This window comes from Microcoleus sp. Pol17C6 (assembly GCF_036701145.1).
In the GTDB taxonomy this organism is placed as follows: domain Bacteria; phylum Cyanobacteriota; class Cyanobacteriia; order Cyanobacteriales; family Microcoleaceae; genus Microcoleus.
On record NZ_JAUBQH010000032.1, the window covers coordinates 25,432 to 47,370 of the forward strand.

21 protein-coding genes and 1 pseudogene are annotated in these 21,939 nt (G+C 45.7%); 12 read left to right on the forward strand and 10 right to left on the reverse strand.

Annotation, left to right across the window (positions count from 1 at the left end; all coding sequences use genetic code 11):
* Positions 1-2 precede the first annotated feature (2 nt).
* Entirely contained in the window at positions 3-1,112 is a 1,110-nt protein-coding gene (gene rlmN, locus QUA25_RS17060; protein ID WP_333039813.1) for a 23S rRNA (adenine(2503)-C(2))-methyltransferase RlmN, read from the reverse strand.
* Between the two features lie 338 nt (positions 1,113-1,450).
* On the opposite strand from rlmN, the gene lgt reads away from it, so the two are divergent.
* From lgt to QUA25_RS17080, 4 genes are all read left to right on the forward strand, one after another.
* The gene (gene lgt, locus QUA25_RS17065) at positions 1,451-2,344 is read left to right on the forward strand and encodes a prolipoprotein diacylglyceryl transferase (protein WP_333039816.1); all 894 of its coding nucleotides are present in this window, start codon (positions 1,451-1,453) and stop codon (positions 2,342-2,344) included.
* Between the two features lie 120 nt (positions 2,345-2,464).
* A complete protein-coding gene (cobM, locus tag QUA25_RS17070) occupies positions 2,465-3,271 on the forward strand; it encodes a precorrin-4 C(11)-methyltransferase (protein WP_333039818.1) in 807 nt (268 codons plus the stop codon).
* Between the two features lie 180 nt (positions 3,272-3,451).
* Positions 3,452-4,288 carry a dienelactone hydrolase family protein gene (locus QUA25_RS17075; RefSeq protein ID WP_333039819.1) on the forward strand — a complete coding sequence of 279 codons (837 nt, stop codon included), beginning with the start codon at positions 3,452-3,454 and terminating at the stop codon, positions 4,286-4,288.
* A gap of 152 nt (positions 4,289-4,440) precedes the next feature.
* The gene (locus tag QUA25_RS17080) at positions 4,441-4,923 is read left to right on the forward strand and encodes a flavin reductase family protein (protein WP_333039820.1); all 483 of its coding nucleotides are present in this window, start codon (positions 4,441-4,443) and stop codon (positions 4,921-4,923) included.
* A 113-nt stretch (positions 4,924-5,036) separates the two neighbouring features.
* Here the strand turns inward: QUA25_RS17080 and QUA25_RS17085 are convergent, their stop codons facing one another.
* A complete protein-coding gene (locus QUA25_RS17085; protein WP_445242228.1) occupies positions 5,037-5,615 on the reverse strand; it encodes a pyroglutamyl-peptidase I family protein in 579 nt (192 codons plus the stop codon).
* On the opposite strand from QUA25_RS17085, the gene hisH reads away from it, so the two are divergent.
* From hisH to hpsP, 8 genes are all read left to right on the forward strand, one after another.
* Positions 5,605-6,240, forward strand: coding sequence for an imidazole glycerol phosphate synthase subunit HisH (gene hisH, locus QUA25_RS17090; protein WP_333039822.1), 636 nt, complete (start codon positions 5,605-5,607; stop codon positions 6,238-6,240). The genes QUA25_RS17085 and hisH overlap by 11 nt on opposite strands.
* A 188-nt stretch (positions 6,241-6,428) precedes the next feature.
* Complete coding sequence (gene rsmD, locus QUA25_RS17095) at positions 6,429-6,971, forward strand: 16S rRNA (guanine(966)-N(2))-methyltransferase RsmD (protein ID WP_333039824.1); 543 nt, start codon at positions 6,429-6,431, stop codon at positions 6,969-6,971.
* 258 nt (positions 6,972-7,229) lie between these two features.
* Positions 7,230-8,690, forward strand: a complete 1,461-nt coding sequence (gene glmM / locus QUA25_RS17100; protein WP_333039826.1) for a phosphoglucosamine mutase — start codon at positions 7,230-7,232, stop codon at positions 8,688-8,690.
* Between the two features lie 187 nt (positions 8,691-8,877).
* Positions 8,878-9,852: a hormogonium polysaccharide biosynthesis glycosyltransferase HpsN gene (hpsN, locus tag QUA25_RS17105; protein ID WP_333039891.1), complete on the forward strand. Its 975-nt coding sequence runs from the start codon at positions 8,878-8,880 to the stop codon at positions 9,850-9,852.
* Between the two features lie 31 nt (positions 9,853-9,883).
* On the forward strand, positions 9,884-11,053 hold the full coding sequence (gene hpsO / locus QUA25_RS17110; protein WP_333039828.1) for a hormogonium polysaccharide biosynthesis glycosyltransferase HpsO: 1,170 nt from the start codon (positions 9,884-9,886) through the stop codon (positions 11,051-11,053).
* Positions 11,054-11,096: 43 nt separating this feature from the next.
* Positions 11,097-11,444, forward strand: a complete 348-nt coding sequence (locus QUA25_RS17115; RefSeq protein WP_333039830.1) for a hypothetical protein — start codon at positions 11,097-11,099, stop codon at positions 11,442-11,444.
* A complete protein-coding gene (locus tag QUA25_RS17120) occupies positions 11,441-11,620 on the forward strand; it encodes a hypothetical protein (RefSeq protein ID WP_332977946.1) in 180 nt (59 codons plus the stop codon). Before QUA25_RS17115 ends, QUA25_RS17120 begins: the two co-directional genes overlap by 4 nt.
* 47 nt (positions 11,621-11,667) lie before the next feature.
* Positions 11,668-12,846 (forward strand): hormogonium polysaccharide biosynthesis glycosyltransferase HpsP, encoded by a 1,179-nt coding sequence (gene hpsP, locus QUA25_RS17125; protein ID WP_333039832.1) that lies wholly within the window; start codon positions 11,668-11,670, stop codon positions 12,844-12,846.
* Here hpsP and QUA25_RS17130 read toward each other — a convergent pair.
* The 8 genes and pseudogenes from QUA25_RS17130 to QUA25_RS17165 form a co-directional block, all read right to left on the reverse strand.
* Positions 12,843-12,974 (reverse strand): hypothetical protein, encoded by a 132-nt coding sequence (locus QUA25_RS17130; protein WP_333039834.1) that lies wholly within the window; start codon positions 12,972-12,974, stop codon positions 12,843-12,845. The genes hpsP and QUA25_RS17130 overlap by 4 nt on opposite strands.
* Positions 12,975-13,341: 367 nt before the next feature.
* Positions 13,342-14,400: pseudogene (locus QUA25_RS17135) on the reverse strand (ISKra4 family transposase).
* Between the two features lie 430 nt (positions 14,401-14,830).
* The gene (lptC, locus tag QUA25_RS17140; protein ID WP_333039835.1) at positions 14,831-16,027 is read right to left on the reverse strand and encodes an LPS export ABC transporter periplasmic protein LptC; all 1,197 of its coding nucleotides are present in this window, start codon (positions 16,025-16,027) and stop codon (positions 14,831-14,833) included.
* Positions 16,028-16,224: 197 nt separating this feature from the next.
* Positions 16,225-16,830 carry a LabA-like NYN domain-containing protein gene (locus QUA25_RS17145; protein ID WP_006631885.1) on the reverse strand — a complete coding sequence of 202 codons (606 nt, stop codon included), beginning with the start codon at positions 16,828-16,830 and terminating at the stop codon, positions 16,225-16,227.
* A 105-nt stretch (positions 16,831-16,935) separates the two neighbouring features.
* Positions 16,936-18,528, reverse strand: coding sequence for a methionine--tRNA ligase (metG, locus tag QUA25_RS17150; protein WP_333039838.1), 1,593 nt, complete (start codon positions 18,526-18,528; stop codon positions 16,936-16,938).
* Positions 18,529-18,808: 280 nt separating this feature from the next.
* Complete coding sequence (locus QUA25_RS17155) at positions 18,809-18,943, reverse strand: hypothetical protein (protein ID WP_333039840.1); 135 nt, start codon at positions 18,941-18,943, stop codon at positions 18,809-18,811.
* A 430-nt stretch (positions 18,944-19,373) separates the two neighbouring features.
* The gene (gene hrcA / locus QUA25_RS17160) at positions 19,374-20,516 is read right to left on the reverse strand and encodes a heat-inducible transcriptional repressor HrcA (protein WP_445242230.1); all 1,143 of its coding nucleotides are present in this window, start codon (positions 20,514-20,516) and stop codon (positions 19,374-19,376) included.
* 299 nt (positions 20,517-20,815) lie between these two features.
* Positions 20,816-21,685, reverse strand: coding sequence for an alpha/beta hydrolase (locus QUA25_RS17165; RefSeq protein ID WP_333039844.1), 870 nt, complete (start codon positions 21,683-21,685; stop codon positions 20,816-20,818).
* Positions 21,686-21,939 lie beyond the last annotated feature (254 nt).

Here is a 21,939-nt window from a genome sequence, read left to right on the forward strand (position 1 = left end):
TCCTAAACCTCGGATGCCCGCAATTGTCCGCAGGCTGCATCTGCTTCTAATCCGCGAGAATACCGCACGCTAACTGCAATTTTCTTTTCCTTCAAAGTCGCAACGAAACTGTTAATTCGATTGGGAGTAGGTCGCTTATATTCAGCTTCCTGAATCGGATTGTAAGGAATCAAATTGACGTGACACTGAAAACCGCGCAAGTGAGTTGCTAACTCGGCTGCGTGTTCCGGCAAGTCATTCACACCTGCTAAAAGTACGTATTCAAAACTTAATCTGCGTCCAGTCGATCGCACATATTCCCGACATTCTGCGATTAACTCACCCAAAGGATAAGGGCGGGCGCTAGGAATTAACTCTTCGCGCAATCTTTGATTGGAAGCGTGGAGGCTGACGGCGAGGGTAACTTGCAGTTGATGTTCAGCTAGTTGGCTGATGCGATTGCGAATCCCGACTGTGGAAATGGTGATGTTTCGCTGTCCAATTCCTACGTCTTGATTCAAACACTTGACAGCAGCTACAACATTATCGAAATTCAGCAAGGGTTCGCCCATTCCCATAAATACGATGTGGCTGACTCGGCGGCCGAAATCTTGCTGTACTGTCAAGACTTGATCGACGATTTCGTGTTTTTCTAAATTGCGCTTGAAACCGCCTTTTCCGGTAGCGCAAAAGTCGCAGCCCATCGCGCAGCCAACTTGGGCTGAGACGCAGACAGTCAGCCGTTTATCGGTGGGAATGCCGACTGTTTCAATGATTTGACCGTCTGCCAATTTTAAGAGATACTTTACCGTGGCGTCTGGTGCGACCGATCGATAGTGAATGGTCGATCGCCCGATCGGGATTTTAGCAACAGTCTCGCGCCACTGTTTCGAGAATACAGAAATGTCAGAGATCGATCGCGCACCTCTCTCGTAAATCCACTGATACAACTGCTTTCCCCGATAAGCAGGTTGCCCATTTTGCTGCACCCACTCCGTTAACTCAGCCAAACTAGCCCCCAGCAAGGGCGGAATTTTACCCGACTCAACAGCCAAAGCAGCAGTCTTGCGAGACTGATTCGCGCCCTTGGAATTACCAGAAGAGTACACCTGAGAAACGGAAGTAGGAGACATAGGTCATCAGAAAATTTAAAGCCACCCTCTATATTAAAACTTCTCGACCAAAGCTGCCGTTAATCCTCAAAAAGGTGAAGTCTCGATCCCCCTAAATCCCTCTTAATCAGGGGGAATTTGAGAATAATCCGGTTCCCCCCTTAAAAAAGGGGGTTAGGGGGCTCTTATTGTGGACTCACAAAGAAAACTCCAGACACCAATGTCCGCAACAAAGTTAATTTTTGGCAAAATTCCCCAAATATTGCGTGTAAATGACCACACCCACCTAAAATAAACTCTGGAGTTTGTTAAAGGGTGTGCAAATTTGACAGCTTTCCATCACAATTAATGCAACTTTTATGGTGCTAAATATTCTTGCGTTGCCCTTAGCGTTTCAATTTACATCGCCCGGCCCAATTATCTTTCAACTTGGCCCCGTAGCCATCCGCTGGTACGGGCTGTTAATAGCTTCTGCCGTCTTGATAGGGGTCAGTCTGTCCCAATACTTGGCTCAAAAACGCCGCGTCAACCCGGAATTGTTGGGTGATTTGGCAATTTGGCTGGTTCTGGGCGCTATTCCCTGCGCTCGAATTTATTACGTGGCTTTCGAGTGGCAGCAATACGCCCAGAGGCCTGAAGATATTATTGCGATTTGGAAAGGCGGAATTGCCATTCACGGGGCGATTTTGGGCGGCACGATCGCAGCTTTAATTTTTGCGAAAATTCAGCGAGTTTCTTTTTGGCAATTGGCAGATTTAATCGCGCCCTCGGCAATTCTCGGTCAGGCGATCGGACGCTGGGGAAATTTCTTTAACTCGGAAGCTTTTGGCAGTCCTACGGATTTGCCTTGGAAACTCTATATTCCGCCAAACAGCCGCCCGCTCGCCTACGCTAATTTTGAATACTTCCACCCCACATTTCTCTACGAATCCCTCTGGAATCTGACAGTCTTTGGGTTGCTTTTAACTTTATTTTTCCGCGATTTGCAGGGCAAAATTCGATTAAAAACTGGTGCTTTGTTTTTAGTTTATATCGCAGCTTACAGTTCCGGTAGAGTCTGGATTGAAGGGTTGCGGACTGATAGTTTGATGTTCGGACCGCTGCGGACGGCACAGATGGTAAGCTTGACTGGGATTGTTTTAGGGTTAGGCGGTTTGGCTTGGCTTTATTTGCTCGCTCGACCTTTACCCGATGTTGTCTCCCCCAATAGCGATCGGGCAAAGATCGCTCCGAAATTGCCAGAGGATCAATAAAAAACCCCAGAGAGGTTAGTCTCTAGGGTTCAAAACCAGGGTGCATCTACCATCTATTACTTCCAACTAAAATAGGTACATCCGGAAGCGTCCGTAAATTTAGCAAATTTTTTAGCAGCCATGAGTTTCACAGAGATTGAAGCCCTAATTCCAGGGGTATACATTGTAGGTGCAGGCCCGGGAGACCCGGATTTGTTGACTGTTAAGGCTCAAAAATTACTGGCTGCGGCTGATGTCATATTATTTGCTGATTCCTTAGTCCCAAAGCAAATTTTGCAGGGGGTGCGCGCGGATGCTGAAGTGATCCAAACTGCGGATAAGACCCTCGAAGAGATTGTACCTTTGATGGTGGAACGAGTGCAGGACGGAAAAAGCGTCGTCCGCCTCCATTCGGGCGATCCCTGTCTCTACGGGGCCGTCGGCGAACAAATGCAAGCTTTGGCCTCGGAGGGAATTGCTTTTGAGGTAATTCCGGGAATTAGCGCTTTCCAACTTGCCGCGGCTAAACTTAAAATTGAGTTGACAGTTCCGGGAGTTGTGCAGACAATTATTTTGACGCGAATTAGCGGCAGAACCGAAGTACCCGAACGCGAAGAATTGGCGAGTTTAGCGGCTCATCAAGCGAGTTTGTGCCTGTATTTGAGCGCCCGCCATGTCGAACAAGCTCAAGCTAAATTGATGGAACATTACCCATCGGATTTGCCTGTAGCGATTTGTTATCGGTTGGGCTGGCCGGATGAAAAAATTGTGCTAGTTCCCCTTGACAAAATGGCCGTTGCTACGCGCGAAAATAATTTGATCAGAACGACAATGTACGTTATTAGTCCGGCCTTGGGAAAATCAGCAGAAGGGCGATCGCGCTTGTACCATCCAGAGCACGATCGGCTTTTCCGACCATCGAGGGAAGTTCGGCAACGGATTTTGTAACGGATGTAACGGATGTCAGGAAGAAGAAAGTTCGGCAACGGATTCTGTAACGGATGTAACGGATGTCAGTCTCATGGAAGTCGGAAGAGGGAATAAGGAGCAATTATGAAATAACCAATTACCAATTACCAATTCCCAATTCCCCAATCTAAAATCTAAAATCTAAAATCTAAAATCGCCATGACTGATTTAACTCGCAGACAATTTATCATTGTCACCGCATTAAGCGCCGGATTTACCTTAGCAGTTCATCCTATTGCGGCTGCCGTTATCAATACGGATGCTGCTGGTTTAGTTGCAGGTGAGGTAAAAATTCCCGTAAAAGACGGCTCAATTCCAGCCTACAGAGCAATGCCCGCCAGCGGCAGCAATTTTCCCGTAATTTTAGTAATTCAAGAAATCTTCGGAGTTCACGCGCACCTTCAAGATATTTGCCGCCGTTTGGCAAAATTAGGTTATTTAGCGATCGCCCCAGAAATGTTTGCCCGTCAAGGCGATGTTTCTAAACTCACCGAGGTTCAAGAAATTATTAGTAAAGTTGTCTCGAAAGTTCCTGACGCTCAAGTTATGTCCGATTTAGATGCAACCGTAGAGTGGGCACAAAAGTCAGGAAAAGGCAATACTAATAAGTTGGGAATTACAGGATTTTGCTGGGGTGGCAGAATTGTTTGGCTGTACTCTTCCCACAACCCTAAAGTCAAAGCTGGAGTGGCTTGGTACGGGCGGGTGGTTGGCAATTCTACGGATTTAACTCCCAAACAGCCGATCGACATTGCAGCCAGTTTGAAAGTACCCGTATTGGGGCTTTACGGGGGCAAAGACCAGTCAATTCCCAACGATACAGTCGAGAAAATGCGGGAAGTTCTCAAAACTGGCAGCAGCGGTTCCGAAATTGTGCTTTATCCAGATGCGCCGCACGCTTTTAACGCCGACTATCGCCCCAGTTACCGGAAAAAAGAAGCTGAGGATGGTTGGAAACGGATGCAAGATTGGTTTAAAAAGTATGGAGTTTCATAATAGTTTTGAGTTGTTAATTTTCACTTAAAACTGGTGTCAAGTTTGGGATCGGAAAAGGCAATATTAGCGAATAGCCCTTAAGACAGGTGGGTTTGTGGGCCCGACATTGGTAAACTGAGCGGTGTAGAATTATCGATCGAACAGGTAAGCCCGTGCTAGACGAACAAGCTAAAAAGACCATCTTGCGGAAAATCCCTCACGGATTGTACATCTGCGGTGTCAAAGACGGGGAGGAAGTCAACGGTTTCACCGCTAGCTGGGTGATGCAATCTTCCTTTACTCCTCCGTTAGTTGTCAACTGCGTCAAGCAAGACTCCAAATCCCACGCCATGATCAAAGCTAGCGGTGTCTTTGCTTTGAGTTTCCTAGAAGCAGAACAGAAAGACTTAGCCCAGAAATTCTTCAAGCAGCAGCGCCGCGTTGGCAATAAATTTGAGGATGTAGAATTTTATCCCGGCGCGGAAACTGGTTGTCCGATTATCTCGGATTCTCTGGGTTACGTCGAGTGCAAAGTTGTCGGTGCTGTGGAACACGGGGATCACACGGTTTATGTGGGAGAAGTTGTGGCTGCAGGCGTCCACCGAGAAGGCAATCCGTTGCTGCTAGAAAGCACGGGTTGGAATTACGGCGGCTAATGACTTGGCAGTTGGCAGTTGTTAGTAAAAAAAACTAACACTGAGAAACCCGGTTGCTTTAAAAGTCCGGGTTTCTGAATACTAAACAAATTTTTAAGTTGAATTAGAGCGACCTATTTCTTACTTGCGAGAGTTAGGCGTCGCATAACTAATAAAAAATCATCGACCATTCTGTCAGCATTGTCTGGAGTTAAAACTGGTACGTGAACGAAAATACATTTAGCGGCTATTTGAGAATCGCAAATATGTTTTAAAACTGCATAATACAGGGCTTCGCAAACAAATTTTCCGGCTTCGTGACTGATTTCTGTTGCAGCTAAATCAGCGACTAGCGGTTCGAGATTAACTGCTGTTTTCCGAATGTCGCTATCGCAGCAAGCGCAAGATTCTACGGTTAATTTTTGCCGACTTTCGGCCATGCCACAGCAGATAATAGTATCGGGTTGGAGTTGGTTGATTTTGGCGATCGCTAAATTAGGTGCTAGCTGAAAATCTACTGGCAGTTTCCGCAAAAAAGTCAGGGAATCAGGCAAAGATTTGATTTGGGAAATCTTGGCTAATAAGTCGTCCGAAGAGTTGGATTGCTGATGGGGAAGCCAAGTATCAAATGAGGTTAGCAGGATTTTCGCCGTCATATTTGTGCAATAATACTGATATTGATAATATAAGGCAAGTAAGTCAATGTCTGTCATTGCAGTAGTGGACTATGACATGGGCAATCTGCACTCAGTCTGTAAAGGCTTGGAAAATGTGGGTGCAGTGCCAAAAATTACAGATTCTCCTGCTATAATCGAGCAGGCTGATGCGGTGGTTTTGCCAGGAGTTGGTTCGTTTGACCCGGCAATGCAGAATTTACGATCGCGCAATTTGATAGAACCGATAAAAAGTGCGATCGCCTCGGGAAAACCTTTTTTAGGCATTTGTTTGGGTTTGCAAATTCTGTTTGAAAGTTCCGAAGAAGGCGTAGAACCGGGATTGGGCGTTATTCCGGGAAAAGTGCGCCGATTTCGCTCGGAACCGGGTTTGACAATTCCCCACATGGGATGGAATCAATTGCAATTTACTCAGCAGAATTTGTCGTTGTGGCAAAATTTACCGTCCGATCCTTGGGTTTATTTCGTGCATTCTTATTATGTCGATCCGGTGGATTTGGAAGTGCGATCGGCAATGGTGAGTCACGGCAGTCAAAACGTGACGGCAGCTATAGCTAAAGACAATCTGATGGCGGTGCAGTTTCACCCGGAAAAGTCTTCGAGTACGGGATTGCAAATGCTGTCAAACTTTGTCAGTCTGGTGAGGGAAAAAGTACCTGCTTAGCGGGCATGAATATTGAAAAACCCGGTAGATTGCCGAAACCGGGTTTGACATTTTTAAAAGTCTTCTTCCTTCTTCCTGACATCCGTGACATCCGTTACATCCCTTACATTGCTCGTTGCCGAACTTCCTTCTTCCTCACATCCGTTACATCCGTTACATAATCCGTTGCCGAACTTCCTTCTTCCTAAATGACTTTAAGAATCTGTGGCAACCGCCAAATCAAAACCCTGCCGGGACTCGCAACTCGCCCTACACCTTCGCGAGTCAGAGAAGCTTTATTTAATATTTGGCAAGGGACGATCGCAGATTGTAGATGGCTTGACATTTGTACCGGCAGCGGTTCGATGGGTGCAGAAGCTTTGTGTCGTCAAGCAGCGACTGTCATTGGCATCGAACAGTCGGCCAAAGCTTGTGCGATTATCCGCGAAAACTGGGAGCAAGTAGCAGACTCGTCCCAAACATTCCAAATACTGCGGGGAAACGCGACGGCGAAATTGGCGACCTTAGCGGGGCAGCAGTTCGATCGCATTTACTTCGATCCGCCCTACGCCAGCGACTTGTACGAACCTGTGTTAAACACGATCGCCAGCCAAGAAATGCTAGCACCAAACGGCGAAATCGCGATCGAACACAGCCCGGAGCGATCGACACAACCGATTTCCGGCCTAGAAATTTGCCGCCACAAAGTATACGGCAATACAGCATTAACCTTCTATACCCGCAGTTGCTGATCGGCTCAAACCGCAGCAGCGTCACGCCTGGAGACAGAAAAAAACCAGGTTTCGTGGCGTGGGCGCGCCCCCGGTACTAAAAGTTTTTCCCTTGGGTACAATACAAATTTTTCCGATGAAGTTAAGCTTTGTGCGTAGGTTGTCTGAGCAAGTTGCCTCAGCAATTGACGAAATAAATGCCGTTTAGGCTGAAAATAAAGACTTTCAGTTGTAACATAAACCCAAAGTGTGAGTGTGAATATTCCTAAAGGAGTGAATATGGTTCAGACACCTTCGCGCCCTCGTGGCAGCGAGTTTCCGGCGGCTAACTCGGTACAGCCAGTCAAACGCGATACGATTTTAATGGGAGATAGCCTCCCCCTGCCCAATACCAAACTCTTCGGCACAGACGGCATTCGCGGGAAAGTTGGAGAATTGCTGAATGCACCCCTAGCCCTGCAAGTGGGCTTCTGGGCTGGACAAGTTCTGCGGCAACATTCGCCCAACCAGGGGCCTGTGATTTTGGGACAAGACAGCAGGAATTCCAGCGATATGCTGGCAATGGCACTGTCAGCGGGTTTGACGGCCGCCGGTTTGGAAGTGTGGAATTTGGGATTGTGTCCCACTCCCTGCGTTGCTTATCTGGCAAGCGTTTCGGAGTCGGTCGGCGGAGTGATGATTTCGGCTTCTCACAACCCCCCAGAAGACAACGGCATTAAATTTTTCGACTCAAACGGCTCCAAGCTGTCGCAGCAGTTGCAGGAACAAATCGAAGCGGGAATCCGGGGGGCAAAGGTTCCAATTGCTAGCTTGGCTTGGGGACACCACTACCATCGGTCTGAGTTGGTTAAAGACTATGCCACTTCCCTCTGTGATTCGCTGCAAGAGATGAATTTGGAGGGAATGCGGATAGTTTTGGATTTGGCTTGGGGGGCGGCCGCGGGTTTGGGGCCGGCGGTGTTCGCGCAAATGGGGGCGGATGTGATCTGTTTGCACGACTCTCCTGATGGATCTCGTATTAATGTTAACTGCGGTTCTACTCATCTCGACAGTTTGCAAGCGGCTGTTTTGGAACACAATGCTGATTTGGGATTTGCTTTTGACGGCGATGCCGATCGAGTTTTGTGTGTTGACAACCAAGGTCGAACGATTGACGGCGATTACATTCTTTATCTGTGGGGTCGGCAGTTGCGCGACTCCGAACAGTTACCATCCAATTTAATTATTTCTACTGTAATGGCTAACCTCGGCTTCGAGCGAGCTTGGGAAGAATTGGGCGGCAAACTAACTAGAACGAACGTCGGAGATCAGTACGTTCACGCTGAAATGCAGCGCACTGGTGCGATGTTGGGCGGCGAACAGTCGGGACACATTCTTTGTCCGCATTACGGTATCAGTGGCGATGGTTTGCTGACAGCTTTACATATGGCTTCGCTGGTGCGCCAGTCCGGGCAATCTTTGGCACAATTGGTAAGTGGCAGTTTCCAAACTTATCCGCAGTTGCTGCGAAATATTCGGGTGGACGATCGCGAAAAACGCCTGAAATGGCACGAGTGCGAAGCAATGCAAAATGCGATCGAACGTGCTACAACAGCAATGGGCGAACAGGGACGGGTTTTGGTTCGCGCTTCGGGCACCGAACCGCTAATCCGAGTTATGGTGGAAGCTGCCAGCGCCGAATTGGCTAACTTCTGGACTGAAAATTTAGTTTTAGCCGTTCAGCAACACATAGCTATCTGATGGAAATGGGGACTTGCTAAAAGTTGTGAATTTTGAGTGTTGAGTTTTGAGTTAAAATCCTTTGATTCAAAATTCATAAATCAAAATTTATAACTATTCATTTCGAGTTTTAATCAACTTCTCCAAAAATAACGAGTGGGGGCAGGCATCCTGCCTGCCCTTAACTTTATTTTCACTCAATTGTGTGATGATGATTTCTGTGGTGATACCCACCTACAACCGCGAGCAACCTCTGCGAGAGACATTGGCTGATGCGATTCGGCAAAATTACCCGAATTTTGAAGTGCTAATAATCGATCAAACTCGCAGCCACGAATCGGAAACTCAAGTTTATTTAGAGCAATTGGCAAATGCTGGCCAAATTCGCTGGTTTAGAGTAGATTGGGCGAGTTTGCCGGCTGCTCGAAATTATGCAGTGCGGCGCGCAGTTGGAGAGATTATTTTATTTATTGATGATGATGTACAGTTGCCAGAGGGTTTTTTGGCGGCTCACGCTAACAACTATTTAGAAAAACCGGATGTGGGATGTGTGGCGGGCAGGGTTTTTGACAGAATGAAACTGGATAATTCTGGAGGCAATTTGGCGATCGAATATTTGCCCTCAGAAGCTATGGATGCCGGGATTGCCTGGTATTTTATCGATTTGGTGCATACAGTCAAACCGCAGCAGGTACTCTCGGCTAGAGGCTGTAATATGTCATTTCGCCGGCAGGTTTTTGCCGAGTGGGGGCTGAGGTTTGACGAGCGGTTTGCAGGCAGTGCGGTGCGGGAGGAGTCGGATTTTTGTTTGAGATTGCGATCGACGGGGCTGAAAATTTGGTACGATCCCAATGCGTGTTTAGTTCACTTGGGGGAAGAGAGCGGCGGGTGTCACGATGTCAGCACGCGATCGATCGAATATCAAGTCACATTTTATCACAATCATTTTCTAATGGGATTGAAAAATTTAACAGCTTTTCAATGCCTGCGATTTTTTGCCAAACTATTTGACTGCCACGTTTTGGGAAATCCGCCTTGCTATAAAAGTGGCTCCCCCATTAAAATTATAACTAGATTTGCTTTTTATATCTTGGGTTTTCTCAGTGCTATAAATACAGTAATTCAATCTCTGTGGAATGATGGACAAAGTTATAGCCATCAAGACAAGATTAACGCTCAATAATTACCTATTCCCCATTCGCCCTTCCCAATAAATGAGAATTCTCGTTGCCAGCCACACATATATTGTGGACATTAATCGGGAAAAATTCAAGATATTAGCCAACCTAGAACCCGATATTGAAGTAACACTGGTAGTGCCGCAGCGTTGGAAACCCGGAGGCGTACAAAATAAAATTATAGAAACCCAATTTTATCAAAAAGGATCTTTTAAAGTAGTTCCCCTCTCCAACTTTAGTCAAAACAATCAAGGATTGCTAACTTTTGGTACAGATATAATTGAACTCTTGCAGAAAATCCAGCCCCAAATAATTCAAGTTGAACAAGGTTCAAAATCTATTGCTTGCGCTCAGTTAATCTTACTAAACAAACTGCTAAGACTGCAAGCAAAAAATATATTATTTACTTGGTGGAACCTGCCTTATAAATTGAATTGGCCGGTTTCAGTATTAGAAAATTACAATCTTCAGCACACCGACGGAATTATTGCAGGAAACCTAGATGGATCTAAAATTTTGCGGCAGCGGGGCTATCAAGGTGCGGTAAAAGTAATGCCACAACTCGGAGTAGATGAAACTTTGTTTTGTCGCACTGGTAAAGACGCTGATTTATCGCGCCGATTCGGCATTGAACCGACCGATTTTGTTGTAGGATTTGTAGGGCGATTTGTCGAAGAAAAAGGACTGTTAACTTTAGCTGAAGCCTTGGCAGGGTTGAAAAAACTTCCTTGGAAGTGGCTGTTAGTAGGACAAGGAAAATTGCGGGCGCACCTCGCTGAAAAATGTATTGAATGGGGAATCAGCGACCGAATAATCTGGGTAGAAAGCGTTTCCCACGAAGAGATTCCCCCCTACATTAACTTAATGAACTGTTTGGTATTGCCTTCGCAAACCAGCTATAAATTCAAAACTTTGACCGCTGTGGGCTGGAAAGAACAATTCGGTCACGTTTTAATTGAAGCGATGGCCTGTCACATTCCGGTTATTGGTTCCGACTGCGGCGAAATTCCCCACGTCGTCGGCGATGCGGGTTTATTATTCCCAGAAGGGAATGTAGGGGTTTTGCGAGAGTGTTTGCAGAAATTGATGGAGCGGCAGGAGTTGGCGGCCGATTTGGGCGATCGGGGTTATCATAGAGCGATGAGCAATTATACAAATAAAGCTTTAGCTGAGCAGTTATTGGAATTCTACAAAGAATTGTTGTAACTTTTAGCAGTATAATGCAAGTGTTAAATAAAAACTGTAGTAAATGTCTATTCCTTCCGACATACGCTCTTTGGTTGACGAACTCTACCAGGTACTAGACGATAGCGAGCGCCAAGCAACGCAGGGACTTTTTGCACTTAGAAGAGCAATGTCTCTTTTTCCCCAAAATGAAATACTGATGCAATACTTTTCTTCTATCACCAATTTTCAATTCAACGTAGCAGGTACTCGTTTACAAGCAGAGCACATTGTGGGCAATGTATTGATGGCTGGTGTGCCCGATGAAGATGTTCAAAAAGCAGGAGATTATTTAGCAGGGTTGCTACATATGGCTCCAGAATCGAAAATTATGATTGACAAAGTAGTTGAGAGATTAGAAGCATTGCCATGAAACAATTACCAGATGAAAGCCTACTCCTGGAAATCCTTGAAATTGTGAAAGCTGCGGAAGCAAAAGCCAGTGAAATGTATGAATTTTCCAAGACAATGGCTCACAATACCCAAATTACAGCAACAAAAAGAGAGGAAGCTGAACAGCTAGACGGGCAACCTTTTGCAGATAATTAAATTTGTAATGGGAGATGTTGGTATGTTGATTTAAATAACTATCCCCCATGCGGATTCTCCAAATTATCCCCTCAATTTCCTTGGTATACGGCGGGCCAAGTCAAATGGTACTTGGACTTTCAGCGGCCCTGGCTTCCCGATGTATTGATGTCACAATTATCACCACAGATTCTAACGGAGATATCGGTCAACATCCCTTAGATGTCCCCTTAAATCAATCACTAAAACAAAACGGTTATCAAATTATTTATTTCCGCTGTTCTCCGTTTCGTAGATATAAGTTTTCTCTGAGTTTATTGCAGTGGTTAAATGAAAATGCGCGACAATTTGACCTGGCTCACATTCACGCTCTTTTCTCACCAGTAACTACCTTTGCCGCCACAATTGCTAGATATCATCATTTGCCATATATTATGCGTCCCTGCGGTATGCTTGACCCCGCCGATTTGCAGAAAAAAAAGCGCTTGAAACAGATTTATGCCACGCTTTTAGAACGCCCTAATTTAGCAGGGGCAGCCGCAATTCATTTCACAAGTAAAGAAGAGGCTAAAATCTCAGAAAGATTTGGTTTGGACTTCACAGACAAGATGCCTGTGCCACGGGATTTGGTGATTCCATTGGGGGTGACAGCAGGTTTGTTTCCTAAGAGATTGCGGAACTCTCAAGTGCCAATCATCTTATTTATGTCGCGAATTGAACCTAAAAAAGGGCTTGATTTGTTAATTCTAGCATTAGAAAGTATTTTAGGAGCGGGTATAGAGTTTCACTTTATTTTAGCTGGTTCAAATCCCCAAGATGCTGATTATGAAACAAAAATTAAAGTGCAAATTCAGAATTCAAGCTTAGCAAAATACACAACAATAATGGGCTTTGTGAGCGGTGATTTTAAAGCTGAACTGTTGACCAAAGCCGACTTATTTGTATTGCCTTCTTATTACGAAAACTTTGGCATTGCTGTAGCAGAAGCGATGGCTGCCGGTCTACCTGTCGCCATTTCCGATCGCATACATATTGCCGAAGACATACAGCAAGCAGAGGCTGGTTGGGTGGGGCCTTTGGAAGTAGGGGCGATCGCCAATTCAATCAAATCAGCACTTCTGAATCCACAGGAGCGTCAACGCCGGGGATTGAACGGCCAAGAGTATGCCAAAAAGCATTATAACTGGGAGGCGATCGCCCAACAAACCATCGATGCTTACCAGCAGATTTTGTCATCTATTAATTAGTGCAATAGCCGTTTACCTTTTACTTCTTCTCCTGCTGCGAGTTGTTGTGCTGCTGCTATCTGAATTTTCAGGCGAGATTTTGTCGGCGTTGCTGAATTAAGGGATGAAGCGCGCGGGTACAGGGACATCACCAAACTTGAGGTAATGAATAAATATAGCAATCCTAAATGATTTGTAAAAATTTATAAGTTATAATAGTTAGGTCGTATGTTAATATTTAGATGGAAATATAGCGTGAATAGAAAAATATGTCTGAGCAGCAAAATCTCAAAGAATTAAGTGATTTTATCGATAGCAACCCCGAGCCTAGAGAACAGAAGCGAGCCAGGGAGCATCCGGTTTTGTAAATGGTTAAAAGTATGATAAGAGCCAAAAGTTTTCGCCTTGCGCTATATGATATAACGCAAAAGTTTCGCCCGCGCGCTAAGCGCACTGGCTTTGAGGAGCATCTAAAGTATGGGAGTTTGGAAGGAAAATGGCTCTTGAAGGATGCGTCTATATTTTATCATTCAAGTAAGCACACCTAAGTTTCAGCATTTGATTAATATTTTCACGACGCCACTGAACCCCGGAATTTTTTAATCTTCTATCAATCTGTTTCACTAATAATTCCACGGCTCCCGACCCGATAGAGCAAGTATTTTGGCTGGACAAGACTTGATAGTTAACGATTCGATTCCGAGGTTTTGTTATGTAGTTACAAAAGTTGGTACTCTGACGGCGACCGCACAACTCAAACAACTTAATCGTTTCATCTACACGGCCTTGCCCCAACAATTTTTTTGCTCTATACAGCCGTTTTTTAGACCATCCTACTTTGTGCAAATTTTCTACTAAATGATACCAGTCTAAGATTTCTCGGCGATTGCCATCCGGATTTAATTGACCGATGATATTCCAAATTCCATCGTGTCCATCGCCTAAACAAGTCAGTAGGGAATTTAACGGCTGACGATTGACATAATCAATCAACACTTCATTTTCCAGAAAATATGCAGCATAAAAGCTGTCATGAAGACTAACTGCTTTATAATCGAGCCAGTGAGAACCCTCCCCTTTTGGTCCTCTAACACGCACTTTCCCTCCATCCACACTGGTTTCTTTAATTGGGGTGAATGCTACTGGTTCGACCCACTCTTGGTTTTCTACCAATCTATGTAAAGTGGTATGACCTATCTTGACTCCCGTCTGTACCTCAATTTCTTTAGATGCCTTGGAATAGGATAAGACTGCCACTTGTCGCAGACAGCATTTCTCGAAAAAAGGGGCCAAGCGAGTCGATTTTTTGAGGTTTAATTGTTCCGCTTGTTTTTCGGTAATTTTTAACTCACCCACACAGATTTTTACTGTTCGGGGACGTCTTTTGTCTGTTCCCGTTCTTTCTTTGATAAAAAAAAAGCAACTTGGGGTCCCACTATCTCTATCCATTGTTTTCTCAGGTGCCCTTCTATTGTTTCCAGGCTCTCTAATGCCTCGGGGGGAGTGTTTTTGTATAAAATTTTGGCGATTTCAGCAGTACGAAGATCGTAAACGTGCTTGTTCGTCAGGCGTCATGTTGGGTTCGTCAAAATTATTTATGGACTATTGTAACTCTTGAGATACTCTATTTTTCAATTGCTATAAAATGGCTCATTGACTCTAAAACAGATTTTTTTGGGAAGCTAAGTCTAGGTTTTTCCATAAAGCGAAAGATTTTATCATACTTTTGCCTACTTGCAAAAGCGGGATGCTCCCTATTTGTGTAATTAGACCTCTTGCAAAATAATTTGGTGCTATTATTGAAAGTTTAGCCAATTTTATGATCGAGCAGGCTGGGCAAGTTTAAGGAGATGCCAATCAACCCCATAATTCAAAGTTTGACCTAAACTTGAGCAGACTTTTAAGGATAACACATATTTTTTGGCAAGAGGTCTATTAATTCTGTCTAGCTTCTTATCTGCGTTCATCAGGGATCATCTGTCGACATCTGCGATCGCAATCCCATCTACTGTCCCAAAGTTCCCTTATACTCGTCCGGTACAAATTCCGTAACCACTTGGCCGCCACCACCGTCGCCTTTGACAATCACAGTTTGATTTTTCAACTCTCCCGCCGCCCTTGGCCCAGTCAAATTAAACACCGGATTTAGTTGCTTGTAAACCACATTTCCTTCTGCATCAAAAGTCTGATTAGTTAAATACCATGTTACGCGATCGGTATTTAATTGAGCTTGACGTTTTTCACCAATTCCTACCACATTTCCCGTCAAATAAAAAACTTTTTTATCTAAATCTCCCCGCCCCGTATCCCCAGTCATCGTCACCTTTTCCACGCGGTGAAAAACCTTCACAGGCCCGGGCGATACCACAGATTGCGCCGGAAAATTCCAACTCATCAAACTGCTTTCTATTTGCAGCGGCGGATCTGATGGCATCAACTGAGCGTTTTTTGTCAGCGTCGCAATCTTGGTTTTTAAGTCTACATCTATTTGGTCGGCAAAACCGCTGTCTGTTACTATTTTATCTTTGTATCTGTCAATTTGAGTTGGTTTGTCGCTGTTTACCTTTTGTTGCTCCACAAACCACACTAAGTGCTCGGTTCGCAATTGCAAAACCGGATCTTTAACATTCGCCACCACAGAACCGAATAACTCCATCCTCTTAGCCCTGCTGAAAACCCGCGCTTCCTTCGCTGAAGCCGTCACCTGTTTGTTCTCTCCCGTCAAATTGTTACGGACAACTAAAACATCCTCCTTTGGTCGCCACTCCAACTCATTTCCGCGCAAGACCACTCCATTTTTCAGGTCTTTAGCGACTATGTTACCTTTGAGAAAAACCTGATTTCCTTCCTGAAATACCTGCCCCGTTTCTCCCTGAATATCGTAAATTTCTTTGCCGTCCTGAAACAATTTGCCCACAGGTTTCTGAACGTTAACTATTTTTTTGTCTTTGCTGTAAACGGCATTTTGCGAGTTGACTTTCCAGAACGTCTCGCCCTTTTCGTTTGCTTGTTCTAGAGTTACTTTGTTTAAAGTTAAAGTGCTGTTTGACTGTTGAGCAGTTTGGAGATCCTCAGCTAATTTGTTCTTTTGAGTCTCTTGCGGAACCGCACAAGCATCAATCCCCAAAATCAGTACGGCTAAAAATAGCAGCCTCAATTTTGGGGAGTTGAGATTGGGAATTTGGGATTTTAGATGAATCATTGGGAATAGGGAATTGATAATCGGTAATTGGGAATGAGGAATGGGGAATTGGTAATTGATAATTGGGTCGTGAAAAACACTTAATCAAAAATTAAAAATGTGTCATGCTTTGTCTAAATTTTTAACTTCTAATTCTCAATAATTCAACCCATTAATCATCACCTATTAACCCTTACCAATTACACATTACCAAATCCCTATCTGTCGTCGTGTTCCTCCATCAAGCTCAGACCCGACAAAGGGCGGTAAGCATAATTAGGGCGCGATGTTTTTTGGATGTCGTCCTTAATCATTTCCAGGTCGATATAGCGATCGGCTACATTAATCAAACTGTCGCTCGTCATCGATCGCAAACTCACCACCTCCACCCGCACACCGCGATAGCTCACAGCATCTACAGCATAAGCCAAATCGCCGTCACCGCTCACCAGTACCGCCGTGTCGTAAGACCCCACTAAAGCCATCATATCCACAGCGATTTCTACATCCAAATTCGCCTTCTTAGAACCGTCAGGCAACTGTACCAAATCCTTAGAAATCACGCGGTAGCCGTTGCGGCGCATCCACAGCAAAAACCCCTGCTGTTTCTCGTTAGTGCGATCGACACCCGTGTAGAAGAAAGAGCGCAGCAGCCGCGAACCCGCAGTTAAACGGCACAGCAGCTTAGTGTAATCAATCTCAATTCCTAACTGCAAAGCCGCGTAAAAAAGGTTAGAACCGTCAATAAAAATTGCCACTCTACCACGATTTTCTAGAACCTGTTCCGGCGTAAAAAGGTCGTTGCTCTCTATTCTATTCAACATGATTGTTATGCCTCAAATTTTATGAAAGATTGGTAAGGAAATAACTGCTAATTCGTAGTCTGTCATCACACCCAGAGCGGTGGCTGCCAACTATGAAGGTACTGTTTACAGCAGTTCGAGCCGCTTAAAAACAGGTTGGGGTTCCCCCAGAGTTTGGTTTGCCGGCAAAGCGCCCCAGGTAGCATGAGCCGCAAAATTCGCTAAACTGTTAACTGTAACTCGATCGTTAAAGTCAATTGAAAAACCTAGCTGCTGATAGATAGCGTTGCTGATATTTGGAATAATCGGCGATAAAAGGTAAGATGCTAGTCTAACAGATTCCAGAACAGAATATAGCACTTGTGCGACACTTTCTATCTGTCCCTGCTTGTACAAACTCCAAGGTGCTTGCACGTCAATAAACTTGTTACCGGCTCGAACTAATGCAAGCACGGCTTCGGAAGCCTTGCTAAAAGCCAACTCTTCGTAAAAACCCGTTACTTGAGCGCCCAAATCCAGGCTCATAGCCTTGAGAAGGTTGTCGCCGTCAATGTTTTCTCCCAACACATTGGGTACGCAACCACCGCAATATTTTCGAGCCATGTTTAGGGTACGGTTAAGCAAATTTCCCAAATCATTTGCTAGCTCAGCATTCAATATATTGATAAACCGAGTTTCGTTAAAATCGCCGTCCTCTCCGAACTCAATTTCTTTGAGGAAATAGTAACGCACTGCGTCAGCGCCGTATTTATTGACCAATTCGACAGGGTTTAAAGTATTACCCTCCGATTTCCCCATTTTTTTGCCGTCTTTGGTCAAAAACCCGTGTGCGAAGACGCGACCCGGCACCTGCAGATTCGCTGACATCAGCATTGCCGGCCAGTAAACTGCGTGGAAGCGAAGAATATCTTTGCCGATCAAGTGCAAGTCAACCGGCCACCATTTAGATAAAGCATTCTCCAAAATCGGGTCGCTGTCCGGATCTAGCAAGGCGGTGACGTATCCCAGCAAAGCGTCAAACCACACGTAGATGCTGTGACTGGGATCAACTGGCATTGGCAGACCCCATTCGAGATTCACTCTAGAAATCGAAAAGTCTTGCAGTCCAGAGTTGACGAAACTTAGCACTTCGTTGCGTCGGCTTTCCGGCGCGATGAAGTCGGGACGTTCTGCGTACAAGGTCAGCAGTTGGTCTTGATAGCGCGACAGGCGAAAAAAGTAATTTTCCTCGTCGCGCCACTCAACTTCCTTGCTGGTGTGGACGGAGCACCGATTTCCCGGCAACAATTCCCGTTCATCCTTGAATTCTTCACAGGAGACGCAGTACCAGCCTTGCTGCTGGTTCAAGTAGATGTCGCCGGAGTTCCAGACCCGCTGGAAAAATTCTTTGACAATGTACTCGTGGCGCCGCGAAGTTGTGCGGATGAAGCGATCGTACTGGATGTCGAGTTGCTCCCACAGCGCCTCAAACGCCGGAACCACTGAATCGCAGTGAGCTTGGGGCGATCGTCCCAAACTCTCGGCTGTCCGCTGAATTTTCTGCCCGTGTTCGTCGGTCCCCGTCACCAGCAAAACAGATTTGCCCCGCAGCCGCTCAAATCGGGCTAGGGCATCTGCAGCCATAGTCGTGTAAGCACTGCCAACGTGAGGTAAATCGTTTACATAATACAGAGGCGTTGTTATCGCAAAGGTATTTTTAGTTTTATCAGTCGATTTCATTGAATGCTAAAAGAAAATTCCCTAAATTCCGTTTCGATCTTAACTCAGCGGTTAAATTTTTTATGGAGTGGCAATCAAGCCAAATTCACTGCAAGTTATTTGCAATTGTTTAACCCGGGCTATTCCCAAAAGAAATATTGCTTTCATATCAACACTAATCTTTTTTAGTTGTTTTTGACGAACTCTCTAAAATGTCTTAATATTTTGACATTCTGCTGCCTTGGGAATCGACGATCGCGGGGTTCGGGCCGCCTCAATTTATTTGTCGCAGCAGCTATCCCTAGAGCGGGCGATCGCCCACCCGGTTTGCAACAAAACTCATCGTTTGGGCTGCTAAACCTGCCATTCGACTAATCCTCGGCGACCACTTTCTGTAAATGCGCGATCGCTCGCCATCGCAATCTTTTTCTACCAATCGCTGGAAAGTCGCTACCCCGTAACTCCTGCCACTTTCCGAGCCGCTAATGGACGCAGAAACCGGGTTGTTTACGAAACTCTCTTGTCAAGCACGAAGCTTTAGTTTCTTACCCCAAAAATAGTATAAAACCCATATTTGACACCCTCAACTGTCACTATCGGTTTTTACTTATTTTGAGGCAGCAATAAAACTATAAATTCTACTATTTTAGTAGAATTTACGTATATTAACGGATAAATAACTCTTTAAATACATAATCTATTACTTTAAAGATCTAGCTTTCTGCGTAATTATACTGTGTAACACCCCTGGGTGCGGAATGTGGGATAAAAGCCTGGGTTTTTTGTCACAAAACCCGCTTGATAAAGGTTGCGAGTACGTCCACAGACAATAAAACCCCAAGCTCGTTAAGCTTGGGGCTATCACATTAGGGTGCATCTAACAAGGGATGATCCGATCGCCCTCGATCGCCATCAGGAAAACTCACTCGATTTCCGCCAATAGCTTCTGACAAATAATCGGCCGCAGCTTCCACTACCGCGATCGCATTTTCATAAACCATCCGCGTCGGCCCCAAAACCCCAACACTACCAACCGGCACTGATCCCCGGCGGTAAGTCGAAGAAATCAAAGTACAGCCACGAATTGGTTCTAAAGAATTTTCCGAACCAATACGCACCGTTACCCGCTTCCCGGGGATGTCCAACTCAGGCGATTCAAAAATCAAAGGCCAAAGCAGTTCTTGCTCTTGTTCGAGCAATTGCACCAGGGTTTGAACTTGCTGCAACTGCGAAAACTCAGGCAAGCGCAGCGCTTCTGCTAAACCGCCAATCAGAATCCGCGTGTAGGTTGGATTGCTTTGGCGGCTGCTCAAAGCAGTCAGCATGGTTTCCATCCACTCAGCGTACAGTTCAAAGTCCCGGTCTAACTCGCTCCAGTCTACAGTCGAGAGTTCCGAGAGCGATCGTCCCCGCAACTTGCTGTTCAAAAAATTCGACAAAATCTGCAATTGGCGATCGACGATTTCGACATCAGGCGTGTTACCTTCTGCGTCCAAAGGCAACTGCACCAAAACCGACTGAGTTTCGTAGGCATCCGTCACCACGATCAGCATCACCTTTCCCGGCTCTAGCTGCACCAGTTGCAAGTGGCGCAAGCAAGCCATATTGGTTTGCGGTATGGTGATCATTGCTATGTAACCGCTGATAGTTGCCAGAATTTGAGCCGCGCCGCGGAGTGCCGCGTCCATGCGGCCGTCCGACCAATTGAGCTGGTCTAGTACCTGTTCCACCTTGCGGGCCAGCGTATCAGACGGCTGAATCAACTGGTCTACATAAATTCGGTAGCCGGAGTCAGAGGGGACTCGTCCTGCCGAAGTGTGGGGCTGATAAAGCAGTCCAGCTTTTTCAAGAGTCCCCATCGCATTGCGAATTGTAGCTGGGCTGACGCTGAGGTTGAATTCGTCAGCCAAAGCTTTTGAGCCAACGGGTTCCGCTGTAGCTATGTAGTGGCGAACCGTTGCCCAAAGGATGTGTTGTTGCCGATCGGTGAGGTTAACGCGCACAGATATTTAAGCAGAATTAGTATTCAGACAATTTGCCACTATCGAGTCAGAAGCTCTGTCCTTAAGGGCGATCGGGCAGAGTTATCTATTTAAGATAACAGATTTAGGTGAAGGAAGTTCAGCAACAGATTGTGTACGGGATTTTACGGATTGTGTACGTGATTTTACGGGCCGATGTTGAGGGAATGAACAGGGAAAAATGTTTTAACTTTTAACTTGTAACTTTCTATTTGGGAAGCGAAGCTTCCCCGAACCGGAGATCTGCCCAATGCCCCATTCCTCGGTTTCGCTTTAGCAAATGCCCTTTAAGTGTGTTCTTTCAGAATATTTTGCAGGTAACTAGCCACTGCATCCGGCTGTTCCACCATTGCCAAATGGCCACAATCGGGAAGCTGAAGGACATTTGCGCCACAACCTTGGAACATCCAGTGAAAGCTAGCCAAATGCAGCACGTATTTTGGTTCCATAATTTTGTCTTTAGTACCGGCAATAAAATAAACAGGTTGCTTGAGTTGGGAGACAATTTGTGGCAATAGGTGAATCTCCGCTTCTGTGGTGGAGTCCAACAAAGCCCCCAAAGCTGCCTCTGGATGAGCTCCCACGAAATCTATTAAGCGCTGCCGTCCCCAGGATCTGCCGATCGAGCGGGCTACAGAATCGCGGGCAAACAGGTAATCTGCTAACGGCAAGCGAGGCAGCCAGCCGGGGCGCATTGTCACTAGCTGCTTGCCGACCGCTCGAAACCGCTCAAATTCTTCCTTAAGATAGATGCCACCCCCTGCATTGATGCAGACCACGCCTTTAACGCGATCGGACAATTTGCTGGCTCCCCATAGAGCGATCGTACCGCCGAGAGAGTGTCCCACCAGCCAAGCAGAAGATATATCGAGTTTTTCGAGTAAAAGTTCCAAATCGCGAGCGTAAGCTGCGGGAGTGTAGCAGGAATTTAGCGGTTCGGAACATGGGCGATCGTCGCCGGAGTCCGATTGAGAATCGCCAAACCCCCGCAAATCATAGGTAAGGCACTGATAGTTTGATGCCAAGCGATCCGTCAAAGGTTGCCAGTAGTGGCGGCTTAAAAGCCAGCCGTGGACAAATACCAGAACCGGGGAAGTTGCTGTCGGAGCCGTCAAATCGTAAGCGTGCCGAACCCCTAGGATGTCGATTGTTGCCATACTTTTATCTTATCCGCTCCATAAGACCTATGTAAACCTATGTATAGCCTTTCTCAGAAAGAGCGAGTACGCCGAAACCCTGTGTTCTCAAGCTTTTTCAGTTGAATTGTTTACCTCATATACCCAAGAAGCGCTATAAGTAAGCCAAAAAGACTCAACTTTATCGATTTACCGCTTACTTCCTGCTGCAACGCGCGGTCTTAAGGTGACGCTACAAAATTTTTGTCCACTACACGGGTAATCTGGGCCTAGCT

Excerpts from the sequence above, each read along its gene's own strand:
- rlmN (WP_333039813.1), bottom strand. The coding sequence starts at position 1,112 with ATGTCTCCTACTTCCGTTTCTCAGGTGTACTCTTCTGGTAATTCCAAG.
- lgt (WP_333039816.1), top strand. The coding sequence starts at position 1,451 with ATGGTGCTAAATATTCTTGCGTTGCCCTTAGCGTTTCAATTTACATCG.
- cobM (WP_333039818.1), top strand. The coding sequence starts at position 2,465 with ATGAGTTTCACAGAGATTGAAGCCCTAATTCCAGGGGTATACATTGTA.
- QUA25_RS17075 (WP_333039819.1), top strand. The coding sequence starts at position 3,452 with ATGACTGATTTAACTCGCAGACAATTTATCATTGTCACCGCATTAAGC.
- hisH (WP_333039822.1), top strand. The coding sequence starts at position 5,605 with ATGTCTGTCATTGCAGTAGTGGACTATGACATGGGCAATCTGCACTCA.
- QUA25_RS17085 (WP_445242228.1), bottom strand. The coding sequence starts at position 5,615 with ATGACAGACATTGACTTACTTGCCTTATATTATCAATATCAGTATTAT.
- rsmD (WP_333039824.1), top strand. The coding sequence starts at position 6,429 with ATGACTTTAAGAATCTGTGGCAACCGCCAAATCAAAACCCTGCCGGGA.
- glmM (WP_333039826.1), top strand. The coding sequence starts at position 7,230 with ATGGTTCAGACACCTTCGCGCCCTCGTGGCAGCGAGTTTCCGGCGGCT.
- hpsN (WP_333039891.1), top strand. The coding sequence starts at position 8,878 with ATGATGATTTCTGTGGTGATACCCACCTACAACCGCGAGCAACCTCTG.
- hpsO (WP_333039828.1), top strand. The coding sequence starts at position 9,884 with ATGAGAATTCTCGTTGCCAGCCACACATATATTGTGGACATTAATCGG.
- QUA25_RS17115 (WP_333039830.1), top strand. The coding sequence starts at position 11,097 with ATGTCTATTCCTTCCGACATACGCTCTTTGGTTGACGAACTCTACCAG.
- QUA25_RS17120 (WP_332977946.1), top strand. The coding sequence starts at position 11,441 with ATGAAACAATTACCAGATGAAAGCCTACTCCTGGAAATCCTTGAAATT.
- hpsP (WP_333039832.1), top strand. The coding sequence starts at position 11,668 with ATGCGGATTCTCCAAATTATCCCCTCAATTTCCTTGGTATACGGCGGG.
- QUA25_RS17130 (WP_333039834.1), bottom strand. The coding sequence starts at position 12,974 with ATGTCCCTGTACCCGCGCGCTTCATCCCTTAATTCAGCAACGCCGACA.
- lptC (WP_333039835.1), bottom strand. The coding sequence starts at position 16,027 with ATGATTCATCTAAAATCCCAAATTCCCAATCTCAACTCCCCAAAATTG.
- QUA25_RS17145 (WP_006631885.1), bottom strand. The coding sequence starts at position 16,830 with ATGTTGAATAGAATAGAGAGCAACGACCTTTTTACGCCGGAACAGGTT.
- metG (WP_333039838.1), bottom strand. The coding sequence starts at position 18,528 with ATGAAATCGACTGATAAAACTAAAAATACCTTTGCGATAACAACGCCT.
- QUA25_RS17165 (WP_333039844.1), bottom strand. The coding sequence starts at position 21,685 with ATGGCAACAATCGACATCCTAGGGGTTCGGCACGCTTACGATTTGACG.